This window comes from Paenibacillus sp. F4 (assembly GCF_002894905.1).
Classification (GTDB): Bacteria; Bacillota; Bacilli; order Paenibacillales; family Paenibacillaceae; genus Paenibacillus; species Paenibacillus polymyxa_B.
Genome location: NZ_POVS01000013.1, coordinates 369,792 through 391,840, shown reverse-complemented (window position 1 = coordinate 391,840; position 22,049 = coordinate 369,792). Strand labels below are relative to the sequence as shown.

The 22,049-nt window shown below is 46.5% G+C and carries 21 protein-coding genes; 6 read left to right on the top strand and 15 right to left on the bottom strand.

The window, feature by feature from the left end:
* Positions 1–107: 107 nt before the first annotated feature.
* Positions 108–1,424 (top strand): amino acid permease, encoded by a 1,317-nt coding sequence (locus C1T21_RS15035; RefSeq protein ID WP_103048811.1) that lies wholly within the window; start codon positions 108–110, stop codon positions 1,422–1,424.
* A gap of 21 nt (positions 1,425–1,445) precedes the next feature.
* Here C1T21_RS15035 and C1T21_RS15030 read toward each other — a convergent pair whose 3' ends face one another.
* From C1T21_RS15030 to C1T21_RS15010, 5 genes are all read right to left on the bottom strand, one after another.
* Positions 1,446–2,402: an aromatic acid exporter family protein gene (locus tag C1T21_RS15030; RefSeq protein WP_023989050.1), complete on the bottom strand. Its 957-nt coding sequence runs from the start codon at positions 2,400–2,402 to the stop codon at positions 1,446–1,448.
* Between the two features lie 153 nt (positions 2,403–2,555).
* Entirely contained in the window at positions 2,556–3,389 is an 834-nt protein-coding gene (locus tag C1T21_RS15025) for an ABC transporter permease (RefSeq protein WP_103048810.1), read from the bottom strand.
* Between the two features lie 8 nt (positions 3,390–3,397).
* Complete coding sequence (locus C1T21_RS15020) at positions 3,398–4,210, bottom strand: ABC transporter ATP-binding protein (protein ID WP_103048809.1); 813 nt, start codon at positions 4,208–4,210, stop codon at positions 3,398–3,400.
* Positions 4,207–5,298 carry an ABC transporter substrate-binding protein gene (locus tag C1T21_RS15015; protein ID WP_103048808.1) on the bottom strand — a complete coding sequence of 364 codons (1,092 nt, stop codon included), beginning with the start codon at positions 5,296–5,298 and terminating at the stop codon, positions 4,207–4,209. Before C1T21_RS15015 ends, C1T21_RS15020 begins: the two co-directional genes overlap by 4 nt.
* A 148-nt stretch (positions 5,299–5,446) precedes the next feature.
* The gene (locus C1T21_RS15010; RefSeq protein ID WP_103048807.1) at positions 5,447–6,964 is read right to left on the bottom strand and encodes a carboxypeptidase M32; all 1,518 of its coding nucleotides are present in this window, start codon (positions 6,962–6,964) and stop codon (positions 5,447–5,449) included.
* A gap of 173 nt (positions 6,965–7,137) precedes the next feature.
* On the opposite strand from C1T21_RS15010, the gene C1T21_RS15005 reads away from it, so the two are divergent.
* The 4 genes from C1T21_RS15005 to C1T21_RS14990 all read left to right on the top strand — a co-directional run bounded on the left by C1T21_RS15005 (position 7,138) and on the right by C1T21_RS14990 (position 9,415).
* Positions 7,138–7,701 (top strand): beta-class carbonic anhydrase, encoded by a 564-nt coding sequence (locus C1T21_RS15005; protein WP_061831592.1) that lies wholly within the window; start codon positions 7,138–7,140, stop codon positions 7,699–7,701.
* A gap of 251 nt (positions 7,702–7,952) precedes the next feature.
* Complete coding sequence (locus tag C1T21_RS15000; RefSeq protein WP_061831591.1) at positions 7,953–8,525, top strand: PadR family transcriptional regulator; 573 nt, start codon at positions 7,953–7,955, stop codon at positions 8,523–8,525.
* A 152-nt stretch (positions 8,526–8,677) separates the two neighbouring features.
* Positions 8,678–9,133, top strand: coding sequence for a hypothetical protein (locus tag C1T21_RS14995; protein ID WP_061831590.1), 456 nt, complete (start codon positions 8,678–8,680; stop codon positions 9,131–9,133).
* A gap of 3 nt (positions 9,134–9,136) precedes the next feature.
* Positions 9,137–9,415 (top strand): YxcD family protein, encoded by a 279-nt coding sequence (locus tag C1T21_RS14990; protein ID WP_013310599.1) that lies wholly within the window; start codon positions 9,137–9,139, stop codon positions 9,413–9,415.
* 118 nt (positions 9,416–9,533) lie between these two features.
* Here C1T21_RS14990 and C1T21_RS14985 read toward each other — a convergent pair whose 3' ends face one another.
* The 10 genes from C1T21_RS14985 to C1T21_RS14940 form a co-directional block, all read right to left on the bottom strand.
* Entirely contained in the window at positions 9,534–10,448 is a 915-nt protein-coding gene (locus C1T21_RS14985; protein WP_103048806.1) for an STM4011 family radical SAM protein, read from the bottom strand.
* On the bottom strand, positions 10,445–11,863 hold the full coding sequence (locus C1T21_RS14980; protein ID WP_103048805.1) for an STM4012 family radical SAM protein: 1,419 nt from the start codon (positions 11,861–11,863) through the stop codon (positions 10,445–10,447). The genes C1T21_RS14985 and C1T21_RS14980 overlap by 4 nt, the downstream gene beginning before the upstream one ends.
* Positions 11,864–11,932: 69 nt before the next feature.
* A complete protein-coding gene (locus C1T21_RS14975; RefSeq protein ID WP_103048804.1) occupies positions 11,933–12,715 on the bottom strand; it encodes an STM4013/SEN3800 family hydrolase in 783 nt (260 codons plus the stop codon).
* Positions 12,708–14,048, bottom strand: a complete 1,341-nt coding sequence (locus C1T21_RS14970; protein ID WP_103048803.1) for an STM4014 family protein — start codon at positions 14,046–14,048, stop codon at positions 12,708–12,710. Before C1T21_RS14970 ends, C1T21_RS14975 begins: the two co-directional genes overlap by 8 nt.
* 67 nt (positions 14,049–14,115) lie before the next feature.
* A complete protein-coding gene (locus tag C1T21_RS14965) occupies positions 14,116–14,958 on the bottom strand; it encodes an STM4015 family protein (RefSeq protein ID WP_103048802.1) in 843 nt (280 codons plus the stop codon).
* Between the two features lie 235 nt (positions 14,959–15,193).
* The gene (locus tag C1T21_RS14960; protein ID WP_103048801.1) at positions 15,194–16,660 is read right to left on the bottom strand and encodes an efflux RND transporter periplasmic adaptor subunit; all 1,467 of its coding nucleotides are present in this window, start codon (positions 16,658–16,660) and stop codon (positions 15,194–15,196) included.
* 68 nt (positions 16,661–16,728) lie between these two features.
* The gene (locus tag C1T21_RS14955; protein ID WP_025722037.1) at positions 16,729–18,246 is read right to left on the bottom strand and encodes a DHA2 family efflux MFS transporter permease subunit; all 1,518 of its coding nucleotides are present in this window, start codon (positions 18,244–18,246) and stop codon (positions 16,729–16,731) included.
* A 15-nt stretch (positions 18,247–18,261) separates the two neighbouring features.
* A complete protein-coding gene (locus C1T21_RS14950; protein WP_103048800.1) occupies positions 18,262–18,915 on the bottom strand; it encodes an HlyD family secretion protein in 654 nt (217 codons plus the stop codon).
* 358 nt (positions 18,916–19,273) lie between these two features.
* Positions 19,274–20,086, bottom strand: a complete 813-nt coding sequence (locus C1T21_RS14945; protein ID WP_103048799.1) for a hypothetical protein — start codon at positions 20,084–20,086, stop codon at positions 19,274–19,276.
* 20 nt (positions 20,087–20,106) lie between these two features.
* Positions 20,107–20,565, bottom strand: a complete 459-nt coding sequence (locus C1T21_RS14940; RefSeq protein ID WP_103048798.1) for a flavodoxin — start codon at positions 20,563–20,565, stop codon at positions 20,107–20,109.
* 614 nt (positions 20,566–21,179) lie between these two features.
* On the opposite strand from C1T21_RS14940, the gene C1T21_RS14935 reads away from it, so the two are divergent.
* Positions 21,180–22,043, top strand: coding sequence for a class I SAM-dependent methyltransferase (locus C1T21_RS14935; protein WP_103048797.1), 864 nt, complete (start codon positions 21,180–21,182; stop codon positions 22,041–22,043).
* Positions 22,044–22,049: the final 6 nt, after the last annotated feature.

Here is a 22,049-nt window from a genome sequence, read left to right as displayed (position 1 = left end):
CCTTCAATCGGTTTTTTCGATGCAAGCAATCGTTATATTCCGTTTTTCCGATAGATTGATTATCTGATAAGCTGGAGAAAATAACAAGAGAAAGAAGGCTTTTCTGCATGACAAATGAAAGTAAACTTCAATCCACCATTGGTCTTCCACAGGCCATTGCTCTCTATATCGGAGCTGTACTGGGTTCGGGGATATTGATTGTGCCTGGTCTTGCAGCCCAAATGGCGGGGCCGGCATCGCTGCTGGCATGGGGTTTTATGACCCTGCTCATCTTGCCAATGGCACTTTCCATGGGTCTTCTATCCGCCAAATTTCCGAATGCGGGAGGGGTATCGCATTTTGTCACGTTGGCCTTTTCACCACGTGCCGGTGCTTATATCGGGTGGTTTTTTCTCATGTCGGTTCCAATTGGGGCACCTGTTGCCGCACTCACCGGAGCCGGCTATATGACCGCAGCCATGGGCTGGGGAGAGGAAAGCCGCATGATGTTAGCCGCTGCTATGCTGGCGGTGGGCCTGATCATCAACTGGATCGGCATGAAGGTCGCGGGACGTATTCAGATCGCAGTCGTCATTGCTATCGTTGCCGTCCTTATATTCGCCATTGCCGCAGCACTTCCTCAGATGAAAACAGTCCACTTCACCCCGTTTGTTCCACATGGCTGGCTCTCTGTCGGTCAAGCGGCCGCGATTTTGTTTTGGTGCTTTATCGGTTGGGAGGCCGTGTCCCATATGTCAGAGGAATTCACCAATCCCCAGCGGGCGGCCGTTAGAGGTGTGACCATTGCAGCCGTCATTGTCGGTTTACTTTATTTCTTAACTGCGCTGGCTACTGTGGGCACACAAAGTTACCTTGCAGGGGATTCGGATGCTTCGCTCGTATGGGTGATTAGTCGAGCTATCGGGCCATGGGGCGCGATAATTGCAGGCTTGACGGGTATCTTTATTTGTACCGCTACTATTATTGCTTATGTTGGTGCCGCTTCACGTGTCGCTTATGCTTTATCCCGGCAAGGACAGGCCTTTCGCTGGATGGGCATGTTATCGCAACGTTTCCATACCCCTATCGGAGGCATTGCTTTTCTTAGCGTCTGCTTCGTGATCATTATGGTGTTGTACGGTAGTGGCGCTGTTTCACTCACTAACCTGATCCAGTTCCCGAACGCAACCTTTATTCTGACTTATCTAGGAGGTTGTGCAGCAGGAATTAAGCTTCTGCGTGGTAGTCGCTGGGGCGTTTCCATTAGTTGGATATCGTTCATCTCTACGGCGATCGTTTTCCCCTTTGTCGGATGGGCTATGCTGTACCCTTGCCTGATCACCGCTGTCTTATGGATCACAGACCGAATTCGGCACAAACGGACTTTGAATCATTCGGCTTCTACCATTACTGAACAAGAAAAGGCTACTGTCCGTCATGGATAGTAGCCGCTCAAGGCCTTTACTCTAATTTTTCACTGGAGTAGGGGCCTTGTCCTTTTTCGCAATTTTCAAATACTGATGAAGCTCATGTGTAAGCTGCAATAATGCCGAGCGAATCTCAAATTCCTCCCGAGTTGCGGGAAGCTCCATTGCTTTAAATTCTTCACGAACCTGCTCTAGCAGCTTCTCGGTCTGTCCCGTATAATGTCCAGCCAAAACGTCATTGCTAAGCTGGTCGAACAGCTCGGCCAGAAGCTTAGCCTGCGGCATATGCTGATACATTTGTGCGATCAACTGCATCATGTTTTGGATCGAATCCAGCTGTTCTTTTCGCATATAAAAATACACATTCCAGCCCTCTTGGGGACGAAGCATCTGATTTTCCAAGGAACGCCCCGCCTCAGTAACCCCTTTGGCTATCACGCTGTTCGCTTCAATAACTTCCTTGCCATCCCATATGTATGCTGGACTACGCAGCGTATTGGCCATATTTCTGAATATAACAGAAAATGTCCGATCCACCTCCTGCCGAATTTGTTGCATTGTATTATCAGAACCCGGCATATAGGCTAAATTGACAATCATCGCGGAACCCAGTCCAATCACTAGCAGAGCTAGCTGGGTCAGCAGTACCTCCATATCAATCACGCCGCCGCTAAATACGCGAAAAACCACGACCGAACCAGTGACGATCCCTTCTTTAAAGCCCACCCGTACAATGACTGGAAACGCCGTTAAAATATATAATGCCAGTACCCAATCATGGAATCCGAATACCACAAACAAAACACAAGCAAAAAGAAGCCCCACGACGGATGCAAAAAATCTCGCCGAAATGGTACGGAGACTTCTCTTGCGTGTGACATCCACCCCCAAAATCGCTAAAAGCCCTGCTGAGGTGGCTCCATGAATGCCAAAACCCTCCGCAATAAGTACGGCCATTAATGCGGCAATAGCCGTTTTAATCGTACGAAAGCCCATGAAAAAATTCTGTCCTCTCTAGATGAAATCTGTTTCAGCATTTTGCATAATTCGAAATTTATGCATAATGCTCATTTTCATAAATTTTAAGTATTTTCATTTTTCATGGTACTTTATTTTCACGTTTTACACAAATGTTCAGAAATTTTATTATTACCGATGAGGACGACCCGAAAGCAGGCGATGCTCCACATACACGACCGCCTGATACATCAGTGTAGCTACGACAGCAATGATCAACAAACTGGACATAACCAGCGTGAAATTGAATACCTGAAAACCATAGATAATCAAATAGCCTAAGCCGTTTTTAGCCACCAGAAATTCACCAACAATCACGCCAACCCATGCCATACCGACATTCACTTTCAGCGTAGAGACGATTGCAGGAAAGGATGCAGGTAAAATCACCTTTTGAAACGTATCACGGCGTGATCCGCCAAACGTGCGAACCACTTTGATCAGATTCGAATCGACTTCCTGAAAGCTGTTGTATACGACTAGTGTCGTAATGATGACCGTAATGGAGAGGGTTGTCATTAGGATAGCAGTAAATCCCGCCCCAAACATGACGATAAAAATTGGACCTAGCGCCACCTTAGGCATACTGTTGAACACGACCATATAGGGATCAAGCACCCTCGACAAAAATGGTGACCACCAAATAAGTACAGCCAGCAACGTACCTAACAGTGTACCGAGTAAAAACCCCGCCATCGTCTCTCCCACGGTGACACCTACATGTCCCCATAATTCACCACTGACCGCATCCTTACCGATCTGGATGAAAATTTTGCTCGGATAGCTGAACAGTAGTACATCAATCCACTTCAAACGGCCTGCAATTTCCCATAACACAAACATAAGCAGTAAAATAGCTGTCTGTACACCTGTCACTAACCAACGTTGCGAACGCCTGCTGCGTAAATACGCCTGATGTAGTCCTTGAATCCAACGTTGATCAAGCTGATCCGCTTCGTCCTTCATACGTTAACTCACTCCTTTGCTCCCGAAGCCTCCAGTTCACCCCATATTTCATGAAAAAGCTCATTAAAACCCGGCTGCTCGCGTGCATAAAAAGGCTGAGCTTCTCGGATGCAATCCGGAATCTCGAAGGTACGTCGGATATGACCCGGATTTCGACCCATCACTATAATCCGGTCACTGACCGCAATAGCCTCGGCCAAATCATGTGTGACTAAAATAGCCGTCTTCCTCCGCTCGCGCAAGGTTTCCGCAATCAGATCTTCCAGCTGTAGCTTGGTTTGATAATCCAGCGCGGAGAACGGCTCATCCAGCAGCAGCAGTCCCGGATTGGTCGCCAGCGTCCGTACCAGCGCCACGCGCTGGCGCATTCCCCCAGACAACTGGGATGGATGCAGATGCTCCTTCCCTCCCAGACCCATGCCTTCCAGTAACAGCCGTGTCCGCTCACGCGCAGCTTCATCTACTCTGTTGCCTAGTTCCAGACCCAACAATGCGTTATCCATTATCGTCCGCCACGGGAACAGATAATCCTGCTGCAACATGTAACCGACCTCTGGACTCGGACCACTTACCGGCTGACCTTGCAACATAACTTGGCCTGCCGCTGGACGCAATAGCCCCGCGATCATGGACAGGATCGTCGTTTTGCCGCAGCCGCTTGGACCAACCAAGCTGACAAACTCCCCTGTCTCTACGGAAAAATCAATATTCTCAACCGCCAGCGAAGCTTCACGATCCGTTACATAGACATGCGTCACTTGCTCCAGTCTCACCATCGGGATGATCGCGTCCGAAGTTAGGCCACTCCGTTCTTCCATCATGACGAACCTCCAGCGTCAATACCTGCATCCGTAGCTTCAGTTGGGCTCTTTTTCACAGGCGGCTCTGTATTCCCGGTAGAGTTTGACGAAATCGCTTGTTGTGCAAAGCTTGAGTTCACTAGCTTATCTAGTGCAACCGGACTTTTAAGCTCGCCTGCCGAGGTCATGACATCCTGTAAGTTCTTCCATTCCCTTTCCTCAATCACCGGGTTCAAAGCATAGGTACTCTGTTCCTTGTAACGCTTGATACTACTCGTCAAAACAGCTAAATCTGTATCTTTAAAAAAGGGCGTGATTGCTTCGGCAATCTGTTCAGGTGAATGCGTAGCAATCCACTGTTGTGCCCGATATACAGCATTTGTAAATTTTTGTGCAGCCTCGCTATTTGTGTTCAGGTAGCTTTGCTTAGCCATATATACCGTATACGGCAACTCGCCGCTCTCCACACCGATAGAGGCAACAACCCGCCCACGACCTTCCTTTTCAAAAATAGATGCCTGTGGCTCAAACAGCTGCACATAATCCCCTGTACCAGAGCCGAAAGCAGAGGCAACATTAGCAAAATCAATATTTTGAATCAGCTTCAGATCCTTATCAGGATCAATGCCATGTTTGCGAAGCGTAAATTCAAGTGACATTTGCGGCATTCCACCCTTGCGTTGCCCCAAAAAAATTTGTCCTTTCAGCTTTTCCCATTCAAAGCTATCCTGCGTTTGACGGGCAAACAAAAAGGTTCCATCCTTCTGTGTCAGTTGGGCAAAATTAATGATAGGGTCCTCTGCTCCTTGCTGATACACATAAATAGATGTTTCCGCGCCGATCAGCGCGATATCCGCCTGATTGGACAACAACGCCGTCATCGCCTTGTCACCCCCGGGAATCGTTGCCAATTGGACATCTAGTCCCTCCTGAGCAAACATTCCCTGGCTCAAGGCTACATACTGCGGCGCATAAAAGACCGTACGGGCTACCTCGCCCAGTCTGATCTCAATCGTCTGCTCCCCTCCTTTGGGGGCGCATCCACTGAGCAACAGTAATCCGAGTAGTGCCGCAGCCACCACAGCTTTGAAACGAGCGCCGTATTTCATCCTTGTTCCCTCCCCCACCTTTTTACATCGGTTGACTTCATATATTGTTATGCGGCTGTCGATATAATCGTTAATCTCATACAAAAACCCCGCGTTCGCCCAAGGAACGCGGGGTAGATGCATATATGATTACTTTAGAGTTTCTAAATCACAGCTTGTATATGGAGGTATACTTCTCTTCCAGATAGTCGGCGAGATAATCCGGGTTCAGCTCCTCGCCCGAAATGGCTACAATTAACTCGGACGGCGTCCGGCTCTTGCCGTAACGATAAATCCGTTCGGTCAGCCATTGCTTGATCGGCTCAAGCTCTCCAGCAGCAATTAATTCATCCAGATTTGGCAGCTCTTTGCGTAATGTTGCCAAAATTTGCGCTGCATACATATTGCCAAGCGAGTAGGAGGCAAAATAACCAAAATCACCACCGGACCAGTGAACGTCTTGAAGTACGCCCAGTCCGTCATTCGGTGGAACAAGCCCCAAGTATTCCTTATATTTCGCATTCCACACCTCGGGGAGACGCTTCACATCCAGCTTTTCATTAAACAGCATTTTTTCAATTTCATAACGGATAATGATATGTAAATTATATGTTAGCTCATCCGCTTCAATACGAATCAGTGAATTTTCCACACGGTTGACTGCCGGGTAGAATTGCTCTGCCGTAACCTTCGCCAAACGATCAGGAAAATGCTTTTGCAAATCATTGTAATACCGATCCCAGAAAGCACGACTGCGTCCGATTTTATTTTCCCACAAGCGGGACTGGGATTCATGAATCCCCATAGAAGTTCCTCCGGACAGTAGTGATCCTGCCAACTCAGGAGCAATATTTTGTTCGTACAGCGCATGACCTCCTTCATGCAACGAACTGAAAATAGCACTGGTTACATCATCTTGCAGATAATGAGTTGTTATACGCACATCACCTGGATTTAATCCTGTTGCGAAAGGATGTACACTCTCATCCAAACGACCTGCGTCAAAGTCATACCCCATCTGTCCTAAAATGAACAGGCTGAACTTCTCCTGCTGCTTCACATCAAACACACCATCTAAAAAGCTCTTATCCGGCTGGTTCGATGAAGCCTGAATTTTAGACAATAGTGGCACAAGGCGCTTTTTGAGACGATCAAACACAGCATCCAGCTTTTCAACCGTCATCCCCGGCTCATATTGATCCAAAAGCGTGTCATACTCTGTATCCTTAACGCCCCAGTAGCCGATAAATTCACGCTTCATATCTACGATTTTAGACAAGTAGGGTTCAAATCCGGCAAAATCGCTATGTTCCTTTGCGTCCTCCCACTTGCTCTCTGCCTGCGCTGCAAGAATGCTATACTCCCGGTATCGGTCTGCCGGAACCGAACGATTCAGGTCATAATTTTTACGGCATTCCTCCACCAATCTGCGATCATTGTCCTCCAGTTGCTCCAGCTTGTCTTTTGCGGCAAAAAATTGCAGCAATTGTCCCATTTCATCCGAGATCATCAGCTTGAACATTTCAGTGGACAGCATACCCAACGTCTCCGACCGAATATCAACGCCCTTGCGCGGAGCGCCCGTCCGTAAATCCCAGTGCAGCAGACCTACTGCTTCGCCATAACTACTGATTTTGTGTGCAAGTTCCTTTAAAGCATTCAATTGATCCAACGTCTGTTGCGCCATAATTAAGGTCACCTCTTTAACTTAAAATGGTTAAAAATTTACAATACCTATACTTGATGATACTTATATTAAAAAGTATAATCAACACACAACATGTACGACCAGCTCCTAAGACCTAAAACAAACGTTGGACTGTACATATCAAACTTTATTAGAATCTGGAGGGAACAATCGTGGATCACATCAAAGAAATTTTAGAGTACAATCGTGTTTTCGTAGAAAACAAAGAATACGAGGCCTATAGAACGGGCAAGTTCCCCAATAAAAAAATGGTCATTATCACCTGTATGGATACACGGCTAACGGAATTACTCCCAAAAGCTATGAACCTGCGTAACGGTGATGTGAAAATCATCAAAAATGCGGGTGCGATTATTTCACAGCCCTTTGGAAGCGTAATGCGCAGTGTGCTAGTCGCCCTGTATGAGCTGGGAGCAGACGAAGTCGTCGTCGTAGGCCATTATGAATGCGGCATGGCTGCATTAAATGCAGACCACATGGTCAATGAAATGCTCGATCGCGGAATTTCTCAGGAAGTGCTGAACACATTAGAAAATTCAGGCATTAAGCTAAATAAATGGTTAAAAGGATTTGACAACATTGAAGAAGGGGTAAGAACTACCGTGAAGCTTATTAAAAATCACCCGCTTCTCCCCCCTAATGCCCCCGTTCACGGCATGGTTATTCATCCAGATACAGGAGCGTTAACACTTGTCGTTGACGGGAATGAACAGTAAATAGGATACGCTTTGGCAGAAGGTTACCAGGGTAGTTTAAGCTCGTAAGTGCGAGCTTAAACTACCCTTTCTTATGAAAAAAAGCGCATATACGTGGAGAATGACAGGAGCCAATTTTGGCTAACCTGTGAACGACCTGTCTGAAAGTTGTCAAACCATACAGTTTCAGTGTACACTTTTCATGAAGCTGCAGAATACCTGCCGCAGTGCTGTTACAACCGTTACTATGATGGATGAAGGAGATAAGATCTATGAATTTACTATCGTATGGTCTGTTGGGGCTTCTCGCAAGAGAGGAATCCTCCGGCTATGATCTGATGTTGCGTATCCAGCCTTTTTGGCAGGCCAAGCACAGTCAGATCTATCCACTACTGGCCCGTATGGAGAGCAAAGAACTGCTAGCCTCCCGATGGATTCAGCAGTCCGACAAGCCTGATAAGAAAATGTATACTATTACCGACAAGGGAATCCATATGCTTCAGCAATGGTCCCAGGAAGCGTTAGCTGCTCCGGTTACACGGGATGAATTAAGTCTTCGACTGTTCTGTCTTTGGTTGACGGACAAAAGTAGTGCCAATCGTATGCTGGAGGAACGCAAACGTCATTTTATTCAGAAAATCCAGCATCTTGAGGATATTCTGAACGACATTCCCGCAGAGAATTTACATTTTGGCAGTAAGAACTTTGGTGACTATATTTTAGTACAAAAAGGACTTTTGAATGCTAAAGCAGGTCTGGAATGGTGCCAAATGGTTTTGCGCATGCTGCTTGCCGGTGATGTCAGTACGGATACTAATCCGTTTTTACTTAAGCCGCAAAGCTGAATGCTTTTACCAATCCATGCATAGAATTTATAGGACGTTATTATTTAATTTTTAAAAATTAAAATTCTTTGAAACCCTTTTCCATGCCATTCGTATTACTGGTAAGCGGTTGTTTGACCTATAAAAAAATTTACTAAGGGGGATATATTTACATGAAAAAAACATTCACTTTGAAAAATATGATGATGCTGATGATGGCTTTTACCCTACTCATTGCTATGATCGCACCATCTACAGCTGATGCAAGGCGAGGCGGCGGGTTTAAATCCGGGCCTAAATCATACCAATCTACACCAAGCAAGGCAAATGACAGCAGTGGCGTCAATAAGTCAGATAGCGGAACCAAGTCAGGAGCAACTGCTGGGAATACAAACAGAACTGGTGGATTCCTTGGCGGTGGCGGCGGATTCCTGAAAGGTATGATGCTGGGCGGTTTGGCAGGTATGCTCTTCGGCGGATTGTTCGGCAACATGGGCGCATTGGGTAGCTTGCTTGGTCTGGCCGTTAACGTTCTCGCCATTTACGTCCTGATCATGGCCGGAGTAGGTATCTACCGTGCTATTAAAAATCGTCGCAGACCAGATGATTCCCGCGGAGGACGTTACTAAGCTATGATTTTGAGTATGGATGAGATTGTCAACGCTATTTGCTTGCATATGGCTGAACGCAAAGGTGTCCAGCCCACTGATGTAACAGTAGAATTAAGCTGGGAAGAGGATACAGGTTATTCAGCAGAAGTCCATGTACAGGGCCGTAGTCAATATCTGGTGGAAGCCAATATGATTGAAGCAATTCTGAGATACCTGTATTCCGAATACAATATTCGTGCCTATCGCGAACAAATCAGATTGGATCTGGATGAAGAAATTACTGCAATTGTCCAAACTTGATTATTTCGCATAAGAAGAACCGACCTTTGCTTGATGGCAAGGGTCGGTTTTTTTGCTCGTTTTTCTAATAGATCATTAGGGTTGCTATAGCATTACATTTAGACGCGGACGTACCTTGTTATATGGATTCATTTGCTCTATGAATAGCCTGTCTGCTAAATGATGGAGCCGGAGATAGCTGTACCTGCGGCACCCTTTCGAGTAAGCCACTACCGTACATTTCCCGAAACGGCTGCTCCTCCATATGAATATAGCCGATATAGCAGCCGCATTCTTTCATACGGCACGGACGTTTGCCACTCAGACCCTCAAGACCATCCCTGTATAAGTGTCCTAGCACCCTTCGATCCTGATAGCAGTGTTTTACTCTTCCGTCACCCTGGACATAAAATACATCTTCACCAGCGCGACATGCCCGCCCCTTACTGCTATAATCCTTTAAATTCCATTGAAAATAGGGGTCTATCGCAGTTAAATCAGTAACCTCAGCATCTGTATAATAATGTGGACGATCCTTGTAGGCGTTGATCCACAAATAAACATCCCTTGGAAGTTGCGATCGCAAGGAACGAATAGCCGGAAATGCCTGTCTTAACCCGACGGTACCGACACTATAGGAAATGCCAAGTTCATATAGCTTCATAGCCTGCGATATAAAAAATTGCTCTTTCGTCTCTCCAGGGTGATATGTAGCCCACAGCGCAGCAGTCTCCGGGTTCAGTTCTTGCGTCCAATCCAGCTTAGTCGATAGATTCGTCTGTACCGCCACTTTTTCCACATGCGCCATGTGGGAAAACTCAATCATGGTCTTGCGATACCAGGAATGAATCAAGGCTTCTCCATACGGATTAAAAAAAATAGAGAGACGATGCCCCAGAGCGCCCTGTTCTCGTACCCAATCGGCAAAACGTTCCAACTGGGCCCGATCCTTGTTCAACGTTTCCCGACTATCAACGTTTTTACTGAACGGACAGTATGGGCAGGCATAGTTGCACGAGGTCAACGAACCACGATAATATAAGGTCGCTCTCATGCGCCTACATATCCTTCCATGCGCTCACGTACTGATGTGGAGATCATCCAGTCCCCAATCGCATCGGAATAGGCCATCCCTTCCTCTGTAAGTCGCAGCCTACCCTCCTCGACGACAGCCATACCGGATTCCAGCAGCAATGACATTCCCGTAAAATCGTCCGACAGGGATACATCGAAGCGCTCTGCATAGGCTGATAGCTCCAAACCTTCCCGATGAAGAAGCGCCTTTAAGATAAAGCGTCGCTTACTCTCATCCACATTTAAAATAAAGCCGTAGTCAGCCAGATCATGACGTTCCGCAGCAACATAATCTTCGATAATACTACGCGTAGCTGCTGCACTAACACCGTACCGGCTGGCATAGTGAACATTACGTGTATAGGATCGCGCACCACACCCCAGACCAGCCATACCTTCCTCCTGACAACTGTAGGGCAAAAGCTCTTTGCTGGATAAACCATCATTTTTTGCAAAACGGCGCATGGAATATTGTACATATCCTGCCTGTTTGAGCCGTTCGCGCGCCACTTCATACAAGCTAAGACGAATATCATGATCCAGCCCGGTATAGCCTGGCTTTAAAATCGTATTTTCTCGAATATATAGCGGATAAAGAAAAATCTCTCCTGGCGAGTAAGACAGTGCTTCCTCTAAAGAATACAGCCAGGTTTCCACCGTTTGACCAGGCAGGCCATAGATCAGATCCACGTTCAGCAAAGGAAAGTTGTATTCCACCAGCCGCTCAAGTGCTTCTCTAACAAGTTTGGGCTTCTGAGGTCGGTAAATGGCGGCACTTTCTGATTCCACAAAGCTCTGAATTCCCATGCTGACACGATCTGTCCCGCGGCGCTTGAGCACCTCCAACCTGTCCTCAGTCACAGTATCGGGAGAGGTTTCCACCGAAATAGAAGCTCGTTTAGGGTCCAGTCCCATTATATTTTCCGCAATGTCAAACAAACGCTCCACCAAAGGAGCCTCCAGTAAGGTCGGTGTACCGCCGCCGATCGCAAAACGCGAAAAAGGCCGACGGCCCATAATGGGTGCCCATTGCTTGGCTTGTCTTTCTAGCGCATCCACATACTCCTTATGTACATCCAGACGCTTGTCCGGCAAAGTGAAGAGGTTACAAAATCCACAGCGAGCCGCGCAAAATGGAATATGCATATACAAAAAATAGCTTTCTAACTCCTCCTTCTCCCACAGCTCCTGCAAAGAGAGCGGTGTATCAAACGAACGATAGGCCGTTTTATGCGGGTAAGAGTACAGATAGGAGCGGTAGGGAGCTTCACGGATCGTGCGTGCCCATTCAGCAGGAGTTTCAGGCCACTGAAACCTAGACGGTGCTAAGTTTGTGTCTATCTCCGGGGCTGCCGCACCCGTTGGATGTGAGTGATTCAGATTCATGGCTTTCATTTCTGCTCCTTCCTCGGGCTGGATTGATTTGTTGATATTTTACCAGTGCAATCTATATTTCTATTTGCTCTATAATATAAATTCGCGGTAAGGCACATTCCAGACTACCTCATGCGCCAGACGATGTCCTTCATAGCCGTCTTCCCCATAAGCTGTACCATGATCGGAAAAAACCATGCAAAACGTCTTGCCTCGACGTCGTAAAGCATCAAACAAACGTCCAAGCTCACCATCCACATACCGCAAGGCTGCCCGTTGAGACTCCACTGAATCTTTAGCAGAGCCTTGCACAAAATAATGATTAGGCCCATGGATCGCTGATACATTCAGAAACAAAAACAAGCGCTGCGACGGGTATGTATTCCCCAACAGTTTCAGAGCATGATTCACCTGATGCTCCGTCGAACGGGGGTTGGTAACGCCAAAGTTCATACGCCAGTAGCTTTCTTGGAAATACCCTGGCAGCACCTTAGCAAGCTTATTTTTCTTCGTGAAAAAAATAACGCCGCCGATACAGATGGTCCGATAACCTTCACCCTCTAGCCCGGACACAATATCCGGGGCATCGAACAGCCAGGTATGTGGATGCGTACGTAGTCCCGTATCCTTTGTGTGAAACAGACGGATATGTGAAGTCTTATCCGTATTCGCTGGAGTCGGCAAAAATCCGCCAAAAAAAGCATGATGTGCAGCATAGGTAAAGCTACCCGGTGTATGGCGCTTTTCCCACGATCCGGAGCCGCACAAATTCGGACAGTTCTCTTCCTCCAGCTTTGCTACATCATAACGCAGAGTATCAAGCGTAATCATGACAATATCATGAGAGCCGACAATTTGGTTCATATCAGTCATATCTGTCTTTCCTTTCTGTACTCACGCTCCTATTAGCGAGGTGCTGCATTTCCCATTCATACGGATTCCAACCCTGATGCTCAACCCGGTACAGCAAATCACCGAACGGATTAACATCCAACACATAGGGATGACCGCCATGAGCCGGAACCAGCACATCCAGTCCAGCAACCATGGAGGCTGGAAAAACACTCATAGCGGCTTTCGCCGTAAGCTGGACCGATTCCACCGTATTCTGTGGTAATCCGGCTTCCTTCAGCGAGAGCCGCTCATTACGCAAATGCAAATTCGTAATGGGGCTGTGGCTCAAACGTAAAACCGCATGGCAAGCTTCTGATCCGCACACGAGTTGGCGCACATCATAAACCCGCCCGTTCAGAGTCGCTTTGGGAATCCAGCGTTCCACATGTACCCCTTCCAGGCATAGCCAGTTAAGGATAGCATGAATGTCCTGCTTATCCGTATAACGACGCAATCGTCCGGCATTATAATACACGCGCTGTCCGTGTATGATTTCCGTTCCAATCGTGGTCACCGCCAGTTCCGCGTGTGTATGGGGATGTACCTGATAGGCCATGACACCAGAAGCACCAGACCCACAAAATATTTTCACAAATACGCGGTGAAACCCGCTCTCCTTCATTGCCGTGTGCAGATCGACAACATCACGAAATGCACCACCTGAAGATGCAAGTACTGGCGGGACCCTTATGTCTGCCTTGCCTAAATCGGCGCTACAACGCCGTTTATCGAACATCACGGCCACTTCCGCCGGATCGTTCATCCAGTGCGACGAGGGCCAGAGCATAGCCACTTCATCCCGCAGCCAGGCCAGCAGACGGCAATAACCCCGGAACCATTGTGCCGGGTGCCAAATACGACCGTGCTGCTCCTGCAGACGTCGCCCTTCTGCCGCCGATATACCTGTGCCTTGTGTCCATTCGGGCCATGGCAACAGAGAATCGTCTCCCTCACCATCCAAGGCGCCCAGAGCAATCAACTCACGCTCTACCTCAAAGCTTTCGCCCGGTGCATCCAGCCGAAGCAGTGGACCACTGTCCATCTGCCCCGCCAGTAACTGATCAATGCTCTCTTGCACAAAGGAACTGCCATTCACGCTATCATGCGTAGCTCGCGCAGCTATTCGAGCCATCAGCTCGCTCAGACCTTGTTTCTGCCGAATAGCTTCCAGCACATTCTTATAAGAAACCTCCAGAGCGGGTGGAAGCATTAATCTGCTTCGCGCCTCCTGCAGCCCGGTAGTTCGACGATTCCCCGGATTACCGAACAAAATAAACGGCTCGCTGACATTACAGTCTGACATCCTAACCATAGAGCCGCCTCACTTTAGATCATTTTAATTTTGAAAACAGTCCGTTTTAGAAGTCCATTTGTACAAATTACTCAGTCAGTGATGGATAACGCCAATCATCTTCCTTATCCGCTTCTTGTTGATCTGCCACGTTCACAGATAGACCCGAGCTTTTCCAACGCTGCATCATTTCACTAGACATATAATGATAGCTCAAATCCAGATGCTTCAGCCCTTTTATACTTTCACTAGCCAGCAGCGCTTCGGCACCTTTATCAGACAACGTACCTTGTGAGAGATCCAGCACTTCCAGTTGTCCAATCACAGGAGCATTAGCTGCTGCAATTGCAATTTCATCCTGTATTTCACTATCTTTCAGTCCCAAGTATGTAAGTTTGGGAAAAGGATTGCTATTCAAAAACGGCAAAACATCTTTCAGGTTACCGTCAAAACCATAGTTATCGACACCCAAATACAGTTCCAGCTTGCGCAGTTCAGGCAGTTCTGCATTGTGTATTTGCTGAAGAACGCTCACAGGCAGGCCGCCACAAATAATAACCAATTCCTGAAGGTGGTTATGACGAAGTGGTTCCAGACTCAGGTCCTGGCTTCCTTTGATATGAAAGGACTCCAACGCTGGAAACGCTTCTAATAACGGGGATAGATTCGTCTGGTTAATCCATGAAACCTCACACTCATCATATTCCATATCACCAATAAACAGCTTGCGTAACTTAGGGAAATGATCTTTAAGCTTCACTAACACTGGGATGAAATCATCTGGTGAGCTCTCATAGGCTCCGCCCCAATCTCCAATGATCAGATCCGTAACTTCCGCGCTCTCCGGCTTGGCTGCCAGTTCCTCAAGCAATTTAGCCATCGTTTGGCCATTCTCATAAGCTTCAAAATCCACTACCAATTTTACTTCCATCTTACAATTCCTCCGATCACTTATCTGAGAATGTAATAAATCTTGAAAACTATCTATTTCCAATTTAGTCTATCCTATTCTACCAATGTTCGTCAAAAATAGTCCTATATCGACATCAATCCTATGTAAAATGTGCTCAATGAAATCAAAACAAGACAGACCGCTAAGCGGACTGTCTTGCGCATATGTCTGTAATAAACTTCTACTATTATATAGTAGTAATTCTAGAACCAAATTATTGGCTAATTGTAATCGGTGAGTTATCGGACAGCAATGCCAGATTATTCACGATCACATTCTCCTCATTGCTCAAGCCACTGGTAACGAGTGTTTGTGAACCTGCCGTCTGAACAGTCTTCACTTCCTTACGTTTCGCATGGTCTCCGTTTACAACATATACATATTCTTTACCTTGATCCTTTTGCACTGCCGCAGTAGGAACCACAATGCCTTCTTGCGCATTGGCAGCGACAAAGCTGATATCAGCCAACATGCCGGATTTCAGTTTCGTGTCTGGATTCGCAACTGAGATTTTTACAGGATAGCCTTTTCCACTTGCATCCAACGGGCTTACATTTTTAACTGTACCTGTTGTTACAATGTTGGAAGCTGCAACACGAACCTGTACCTTGTCACCTACTTTTACATTGTTGATCTGTTCCGCTGGAACATAGATTAATGTATTGACCGTACTCAGATTCGCAATGACCAGCGCAGGGGACTGAGTGGATACCATTTCGCCCACTTCTGCATTTTTCGTACCCACAATACCATTGATCGGTGATGTAACAACGGTGTCATCCAATGCATCCTGAGCAATGTTCACATTCAGCTGAGCCTGCTTAAGAGATTGTTGGCTGGACTCGATAACCGCAGTATTTTGAGATACTTTGAGCTGATTTTGCGCATTACTGTAACCGCTATTGGCATTACTGTAGCTATTTTTTGCTGAATCATAGCTGTTGCGAGCTGTAGTTAGGGCCTTCTGCGCAGCAACCAACTGATCTTGCGCATTAGCCTGCGCATTTTGTGCATTATTGTAAGCCGCTTCCGCATTCACGACTGCTGTTTTGGCTTGTTCTAATTGTGCTTGGGTGCTCGCACCTGCATCAAATAGACTTTGTGTACGTGTCACATTTTTCTGTGCATCTGCCAAAGCTTGCTGCGTTTGTTTCACCGTATTGGCTGCTGAGGAGACACCATGTGTTGCTTGCTCTACGGCTGTAGTGGCTTGATTAATAGCCCCCTGTGCCTGATTGATTGCGCTTTGGGATTGAATCACGCCGCTCTTGGACTGCACTAAGCCCGAGTTTGCTTGAACCATCGTAGATTCGTGGGATGCTTGAGCGGTGCTTACTCCAGCTGCTGCCGCAGCTGCTGCGGCGCGGGCTTTCGCAACATTATTCCGCATGTCCTTATCATCAAGCTTGAACAGTACTTGACCCTTTTTAACCTCGGAGCCAATATCCACAGGCAGTTCAACCACTTTACCGCCCACTTTAGGCACGATGTTCACCGTCTCCGAAGGTGTTACCGTTCCTGTATAAATATTTCCCTGTCCGATAATTCCCTGCTGTGCTTGGCTGATTTTAACCGGAACGACCATATCCTGAGCCGCCCCGCTATTACTGGAGCAGCCTGCCAGCACTGCGCCGCCGAGCACTAAAGCCGCTAATGTACTTTCTACTCTCAATATTTTCATGATAATTCCCTTTCTTTCTGTCCGTGGAAATAATGTAAGCCATCCAGTCGTATTTTATAGTTCTTTGGTTATGCTTCCGGCTGTGTCTTTGCTTTCTTCCTCTGAATAAACAAAAAGATTAGTGGAATCGTGCAAAACAGCGGTATGGATGAAATGAGGAACGTATCCCCAATCCCTCTTGATGTTGCATCTAGTGTGATTAAACTACTTACGGATGACACCCATGAGCTGCCGAGCGTCGCTTGAAGCGCATGAGCCGAGTCTGGTGTAATGGACTCCGAAATTTGCTGGGCATGAGCAGCCGAACGGCTTTGCATAATGGCGGTTAACACCGCAATCGCCATAGATGCGGCAACGGTACGTACCAGATTGGACGCTGTAGACGCATTGGCTACCTTGCTTGGATGAACGGCATTCATGCCGACCGTGGACAATGGCATCATACAAATACCAATTCCCAGACCCCGTAATGCCATTACGGTTTCCAACCAGGCATGCGAAGTATCTGGCGTAAGCTGGTGAAGATGATAGGTCATAAAGCTGGTTAGCGTCAGGCCCACAAGTCCCAAAGGAACAATGCCGAACTTATCGAATAGCTTCCCGGCAATAGGCATCATAGCCGCCATGGCAATGGCCTGTGGAATGAGGATAATACCGGTATCAATCGGTGACACACGCTGGATATTTTGCAAAAACAACGGTGTTAGGAACGTTCCTCCGTACATCCCCATCATGACCAGACTGGAAGCAATAACACTAATCGTATATTTTGAATTCTTGAATAATGAGATTTCAATTACCGCATTATCCTTGCCGCTTTCTACATAGATCAGAAAAACAAGTGCCCAGAAAGCAACAAACAGCAAGGATACAATTCCAAAAGAAGTCCAGCCATCACGCTGTCCGTTTGTCAGTGCGTACAAAAGTGTTCCGGCACAAGTTGCCGCCAGCAAAAAGCCCGGTAGATCAAACGGCTTCGGCTCTACTTTAGGTGGTTCTTTGATTAGAAGAATAACCATTAAAATTGCAAATAAAGCAACTGGCACACTGACAATAAACAAGAACCGCCAGTTAAACCACTCAATTAAATATCCGCTGAGCGTAGGCCCTACAGCCGGCGCTGCCATTGCGGCGATCCCCCATATACCAAGGGACATACCGATTTGTTCACGCGGCATAATTTTGTAAATAATCGTCATACTCAGCGGCATAATAACACCACCGCCCAGACCAGCCAGCACCCGTGCTGCGATCAGGGAAGAATCACTCCATGCAAAAATACATATTCCCGTTCCCAGCGAAAATACGCTGAGCGCAAGAATCAAAAACTTTTTGTATCCGAGGCGCTGCTCCATATATCCGGTAATCGGTACGATTACACCAGATGCAAGCGTGTAACCTGTAATAACCCACTGAATACGTGTCGTCGTAGATCCTAAATCTGTCGTCAATCTAGGAATGGCGACATTGATCAGACTGTTGTTCAGAATGGCGACAAAGGCGCCTAAAACGATAGCGAAAAAGGCAAGCCAGCGTTCTTTGGAAGAATCTGTCGAAGGAGCAGCAGCAATATCATTGGCAGCCACATGGACCCCTCCTTTTTAAGGTGTATGAATTTTTACTTCCACGTTCGTTCCAGGAATAAGCTTCAGATCCTTCGGCTTGTTCACAGCAATCTCTACAGGCACACGCTGAGTCACCTTGTTAAAGTTACCACTTGTGTTCACTGCAGGAACGAGTGAGAACACGGCGTTGGAGGCTTCGCCCACTTTACGAACTTTACCCTGAATCACCTGATCACCTGCTGCATCAAGCGTAATATCCACAAGCTGTCCTGGTTTAATACGGTTAATATCAGTTTCTTCAATATTCGTAGATACGTACAAGCTGTTCATATCCACCATAGTTGCAACAGCACTACCCGGCGATCCGATTTCATGCTCTTTCGAATAAATCTTAATGACGGTTCCGTTGATCGGCGCGCGCAGTACGGACTTGCTGATCATGCTCGCATCTAACCCCGATACATCCTGCTCGGCAATCGGTTCATTACGCTGAACAACATCTCCTTCTTCCACATCAATGTGGCTTATTTCTCCGGAGATTTGCGGCATTACCTTATATTGATCGGCTTGAATGCGCGCATCGTCACTTTTAACAAAGTGTGTTGCTTGATACCAATAATAGTAGCCAATAGCTCCACCGCTCAGAACGAGCAGTACAATGAGGATTGGCAATACAGTTTTCTTACTCACTTCTTCCACCCCTGTTGTCCAAAAAATTTTTATTATTCAACGCTAATATTTTAAAATTGAAATATTAGGCCATTAAACCAAATGTAGAACGTAAATAAACGCATAGCAACATGCCATGCAAAAGACAGGGCTTATTTTATGTACATAGGATAAGTAGATCCATGGTCCACAAACCGTCTTCTTTATATTTAAATATTTTCATATAATTATTGTACATTGAAATATTATAGATATATTTATCTATTCAGGCAACATAAATTTTCAGTTTTTTCATAATTTTTTTCACAAAAAAGAACCTTGTTTCCAAGGCTCTTTCACGAAAAGGAATAGTTTACATTTAAAGGGTTACATAATAATACTAAGAGAAAGGCGTAGACCCAACTGACCGTTCTTTGCAGTTTTTCGCCTCCTGCCCTTCCTTCTTGTTCTTATTCGTTCTGTTCCCCTGAGAACCTTGCTGTCCCATGCAACCCCCACAACGGCAGTGTTCTGTCGTCCCGTGTACATCCTCTCTGGAATCTCGCAATAGCCGCACGTAATCCAGAGATTGCTGTAAAGAAGCAGGCCCCGGAATGAAGCGGACCTTCTTGCCTTCTAGCAGACAGTATACCTCAATAAGCTGAGGAAGAGCTCCAAATGCATAATAACAAAATACATTCGTCAAATGTTGAAATGTACTAATAACGTTAGGGTTATAGTCCACGATATACTTTTGAATCAGCAAGGAATCCGCTTCTGCTGATAGTTGCCAAGCAGCCTGAATAATAAGCGAAATATTGACCTCTAATTCAGGCACAGACGTACAAAATTGTTCATACAGCATCACCGGCAGCAACAAATCATTATTTAAGGCACAAATTTTTGACAACTCACCGGAAACTTTATTTTTGACATCCCAGTAATGGAACAACGATTCAAAACTGTTTGACTGCTTGGGCCACCATTTCTCCAGCACATACTGGACAGGGACTTCCCGCCGCACCTCTACTTCCATTCCAAAGTATTCGTTCAGCGCATGCCCTATTGCATATTGAACCCGTTGCCGCCAATTCCAACCCTCACGCCCTCGTTTTCCCTGTGATTGACGGATTGGCTGTGGAGTTCTCCACATCTCCTCAAGCTGATAGTCGTGCAGAAGAGGAAAACCGCTTAAGCTATCGCTATTGCGCATACCTATCCCTCTCTCTCATCTCAGGACACTCCAATACCAGCCTGTGCAAATTGTCTTCCGTAAGCTCGACAATTCTCCTTCTCATCATCCAATGGATTAAATTCAATCTTCAGACTCTCCTGAATGACAGATGCGCCGCGTTCTTTGACTTTTTCCTCTACCAAGTCAACTGCGCCACAGAATTGCGTATAAGATGTATCTCCACTGCCAAATACAGCAGTCTTTTTACCGGACAGATCAAGCTCGTCTAGTTCCTCGTAAAAATCCAAAAATTCATCAGGAAGCTCACCATCTCCCCATGTATATACACCCAACAGGAACCCGTCATATGCGAGCAGTTCTTGCGCGCTGCAATCATACGAAGCCTTCAACTCCGCCTCATGTCCTGCCTGACGGACTCCCTCGGCGATCAATTCCGCGATTTCCTCTGTATTACCGGTCAAACTGGCATAAGCAATCATGATTTTACCCAAGTTCATCCCTCACCTTTATTTGAAATATGGGATGCTTTCACTCCCTGTTACTCAAATAATATTTGATAATGATTCTCATTGTCAAATATTAATTTCAAAAACTAGCTTTAATCTTGGGGAAATATACGCAAAACAGCCGCATTACATGCGGCTGTTGGCTGATAAAATCTATGGATAAACAATTTATTAGTTACAACATAGGACAATACTGTATGATGCCCTTCGCCGACATGATTCCACGCTTAGACAGATGCTTCGAACGAAGGCTCCGACTACCACGAAACGCTGGCTACGGCAGTTTAGGCATTTTGTGTTTAATTAAGTAGACTTCAGCTGTGTTGATAGAAAAAATATTATGTACGTACAATCCAATCCGTTTTTCATTATTATGACAAAAAACGGATGGTTGTACGTACAAGTGGGATTGATTTCATTTTAATATGGAAGCGCTATAATTACAAGTACATCCTAGAAAAAATATTTTGGGCCATTTGGCTACTTACTTATTTATGTAATCATTCGATTGTTGCTGAGGTTTGTTGTACAATAGACTCCATATGGGGATTTCTGTGCAGCTTGCTGCCTGAATCCTGAATTGACTGCTGAAGGATGGATTGTACATGTATGTAGCACAAGAATGGAAAGACTATGAAGTAATGGATACAGGCGATGGTGAAAAACTGGAACGTTGGGGTGATATTGTCCTGCGTCGTCCCGATCCGCAAATCATATGGCCTTTGGCCCAGGAAACAGCCGAATGGCGTAATGTTCATGGACATTACCACCGTAGTTCCTCCGGTGGCGGCAACTGGGATATGAAAAAAACTATCCCCGAGCGCTGGACAATTAGCTATGGACCGCTTAAATTCCACATTAAACCCACCAGCTTCAAGCATACCGGTCTTTTTCCGGAGCAAGCAGCGAACTGGAGCTGGATGATGGATAAAATCAAAGGCGCAGGCAGACCGATTTCCGTACTGAACCTGTTTGCATACACGGGAGGAGCCACTACTGCCGCAGCGTATGCCGGAGCCAGTGTAGTTCACGTGGATGCCGCCAAAGGCATGGTACAGTGGGCAAAGGAAAACGTTCAATTGTCCGGTCTGGCTGACCGTCCCGTACGCTTCATTACGGACGACGTATTCAAGTTCGTGCAACGAGAACAACGTCGGGGCAACCGTTATGATGCCATTATTATGGACCCTCCTTCTTACGGACGCGGACCTAACGGAGAAACCTGGAAACTCGAAGAAAGCTTGTATCCGTTTCTCGAATCCTGCATGAGCATCATTTCGGATCAACCGTTGTTCATGCTGATCAACTCCTATACTACAGGTATTTCGCCTACTGTATTACGCAACATGCTGAGCATGACAATGCAACAAAAGTACGGCGGCCAAATTAGCGCTGGCGAAATCGGATTGCCGATCACACGCTCGGGATTGAATTTGCCTTGTGGTATTCTGGGACGCTGGGAGGCTTAATTCCTC

Coding starts and splice junctions, on each gene's coding strand:
- C1T21_RS15035 (WP_103048811.1), top strand. CDS start 108: ATGACAAATGAAAGTAAACTTCAATCCACCATTGGTCTTCCACAGGCC.
- C1T21_RS15030 (WP_023989050.1), bottom strand. CDS start 2,402: ATGGGCTTTCGTACGATTAAAACGGCTATTGCCGCATTAATGGCCGTA.
- C1T21_RS15025 (WP_103048810.1), bottom strand. CDS start 3,389: ATGAAGGACGAAGCGGATCAGCTTGATCAACGTTGGATTCAAGGACTA.
- C1T21_RS15020 (WP_103048809.1), bottom strand. CDS start 4,210: ATGATGGAAGAACGGAGTGGCCTAACTTCGGACGCGATCATCCCGATG.
- C1T21_RS15015 (WP_103048808.1), bottom strand. CDS start 5,298: ATGAAATACGGCGCTCGTTTCAAAGCTGTGGTGGCTGCGGCACTACTC.
- C1T21_RS15010 (WP_103048807.1), bottom strand. CDS start 6,964: ATGGCGCAACAGACGTTGGATCAATTGAATGCTTTAAAGGAACTTGCA.
- C1T21_RS15000 (WP_061831591.1), top strand. CDS start 7,953: ATGAATTTACTATCGTATGGTCTGTTGGGGCTTCTCGCAAGAGAGGAA.
- C1T21_RS14995 (WP_061831590.1), top strand. CDS start 8,678: ATGAAAAAAACATTCACTTTGAAAAATATGATGATGCTGATGATGGCT.
- C1T21_RS14990 (WP_013310599.1), top strand. CDS start 9,137: ATGATTTTGAGTATGGATGAGATTGTCAACGCTATTTGCTTGCATATG.
- C1T21_RS14985 (WP_103048806.1), bottom strand. CDS start 10,448: ATGAGAGCGACCTTATATTATCGTGGTTCGTTGACCTCGTGCAACTAT.
- C1T21_RS14980 (WP_103048805.1), bottom strand. CDS start 11,863: ATGAAAGCCATGAATCTGAATCACTCACATCCAACGGGTGCGGCAGCC.
- C1T21_RS14975 (WP_103048804.1), bottom strand. CDS start 12,715: ATGACTGATATGAACCAAATTGTCGGCTCTCATGATATTGTCATGATT.
- C1T21_RS14970 (WP_103048803.1), bottom strand. CDS start 14,048: ATGGTTAGGATGTCAGACTGTAATGTCAGCGAGCCGTTTATTTTGTTC.
- C1T21_RS14965 (WP_103048802.1), bottom strand. CDS start 14,958: ATGGAAGTAAAATTGGTAGTGGATTTTGAAGCTTATGAGAATGGCCAA.
- C1T21_RS14960 (WP_103048801.1), bottom strand. CDS start 16,660: ATGAAAATATTGAGAGTAGAAAGTACATTAGCGGCTTTAGTGCTCGGC.
- C1T21_RS14945 (WP_103048799.1), bottom strand. CDS start 20,086: ATGCGCAATAGCGATAGCTTAAGCGGTTTTCCTCTTCTGCACGACTAT.
- C1T21_RS14940 (WP_103048798.1), bottom strand. CDS start 20,565: ATGAACTTGGGTAAAATCATGATTGCTTATGCCAGTTTGACCGGTAAT.
- C1T21_RS14935 (WP_103048797.1), top strand. CDS start 21,180: ATGTATGTAGCACAAGAATGGAAAGACTATGAAGTAATGGATACAGGC.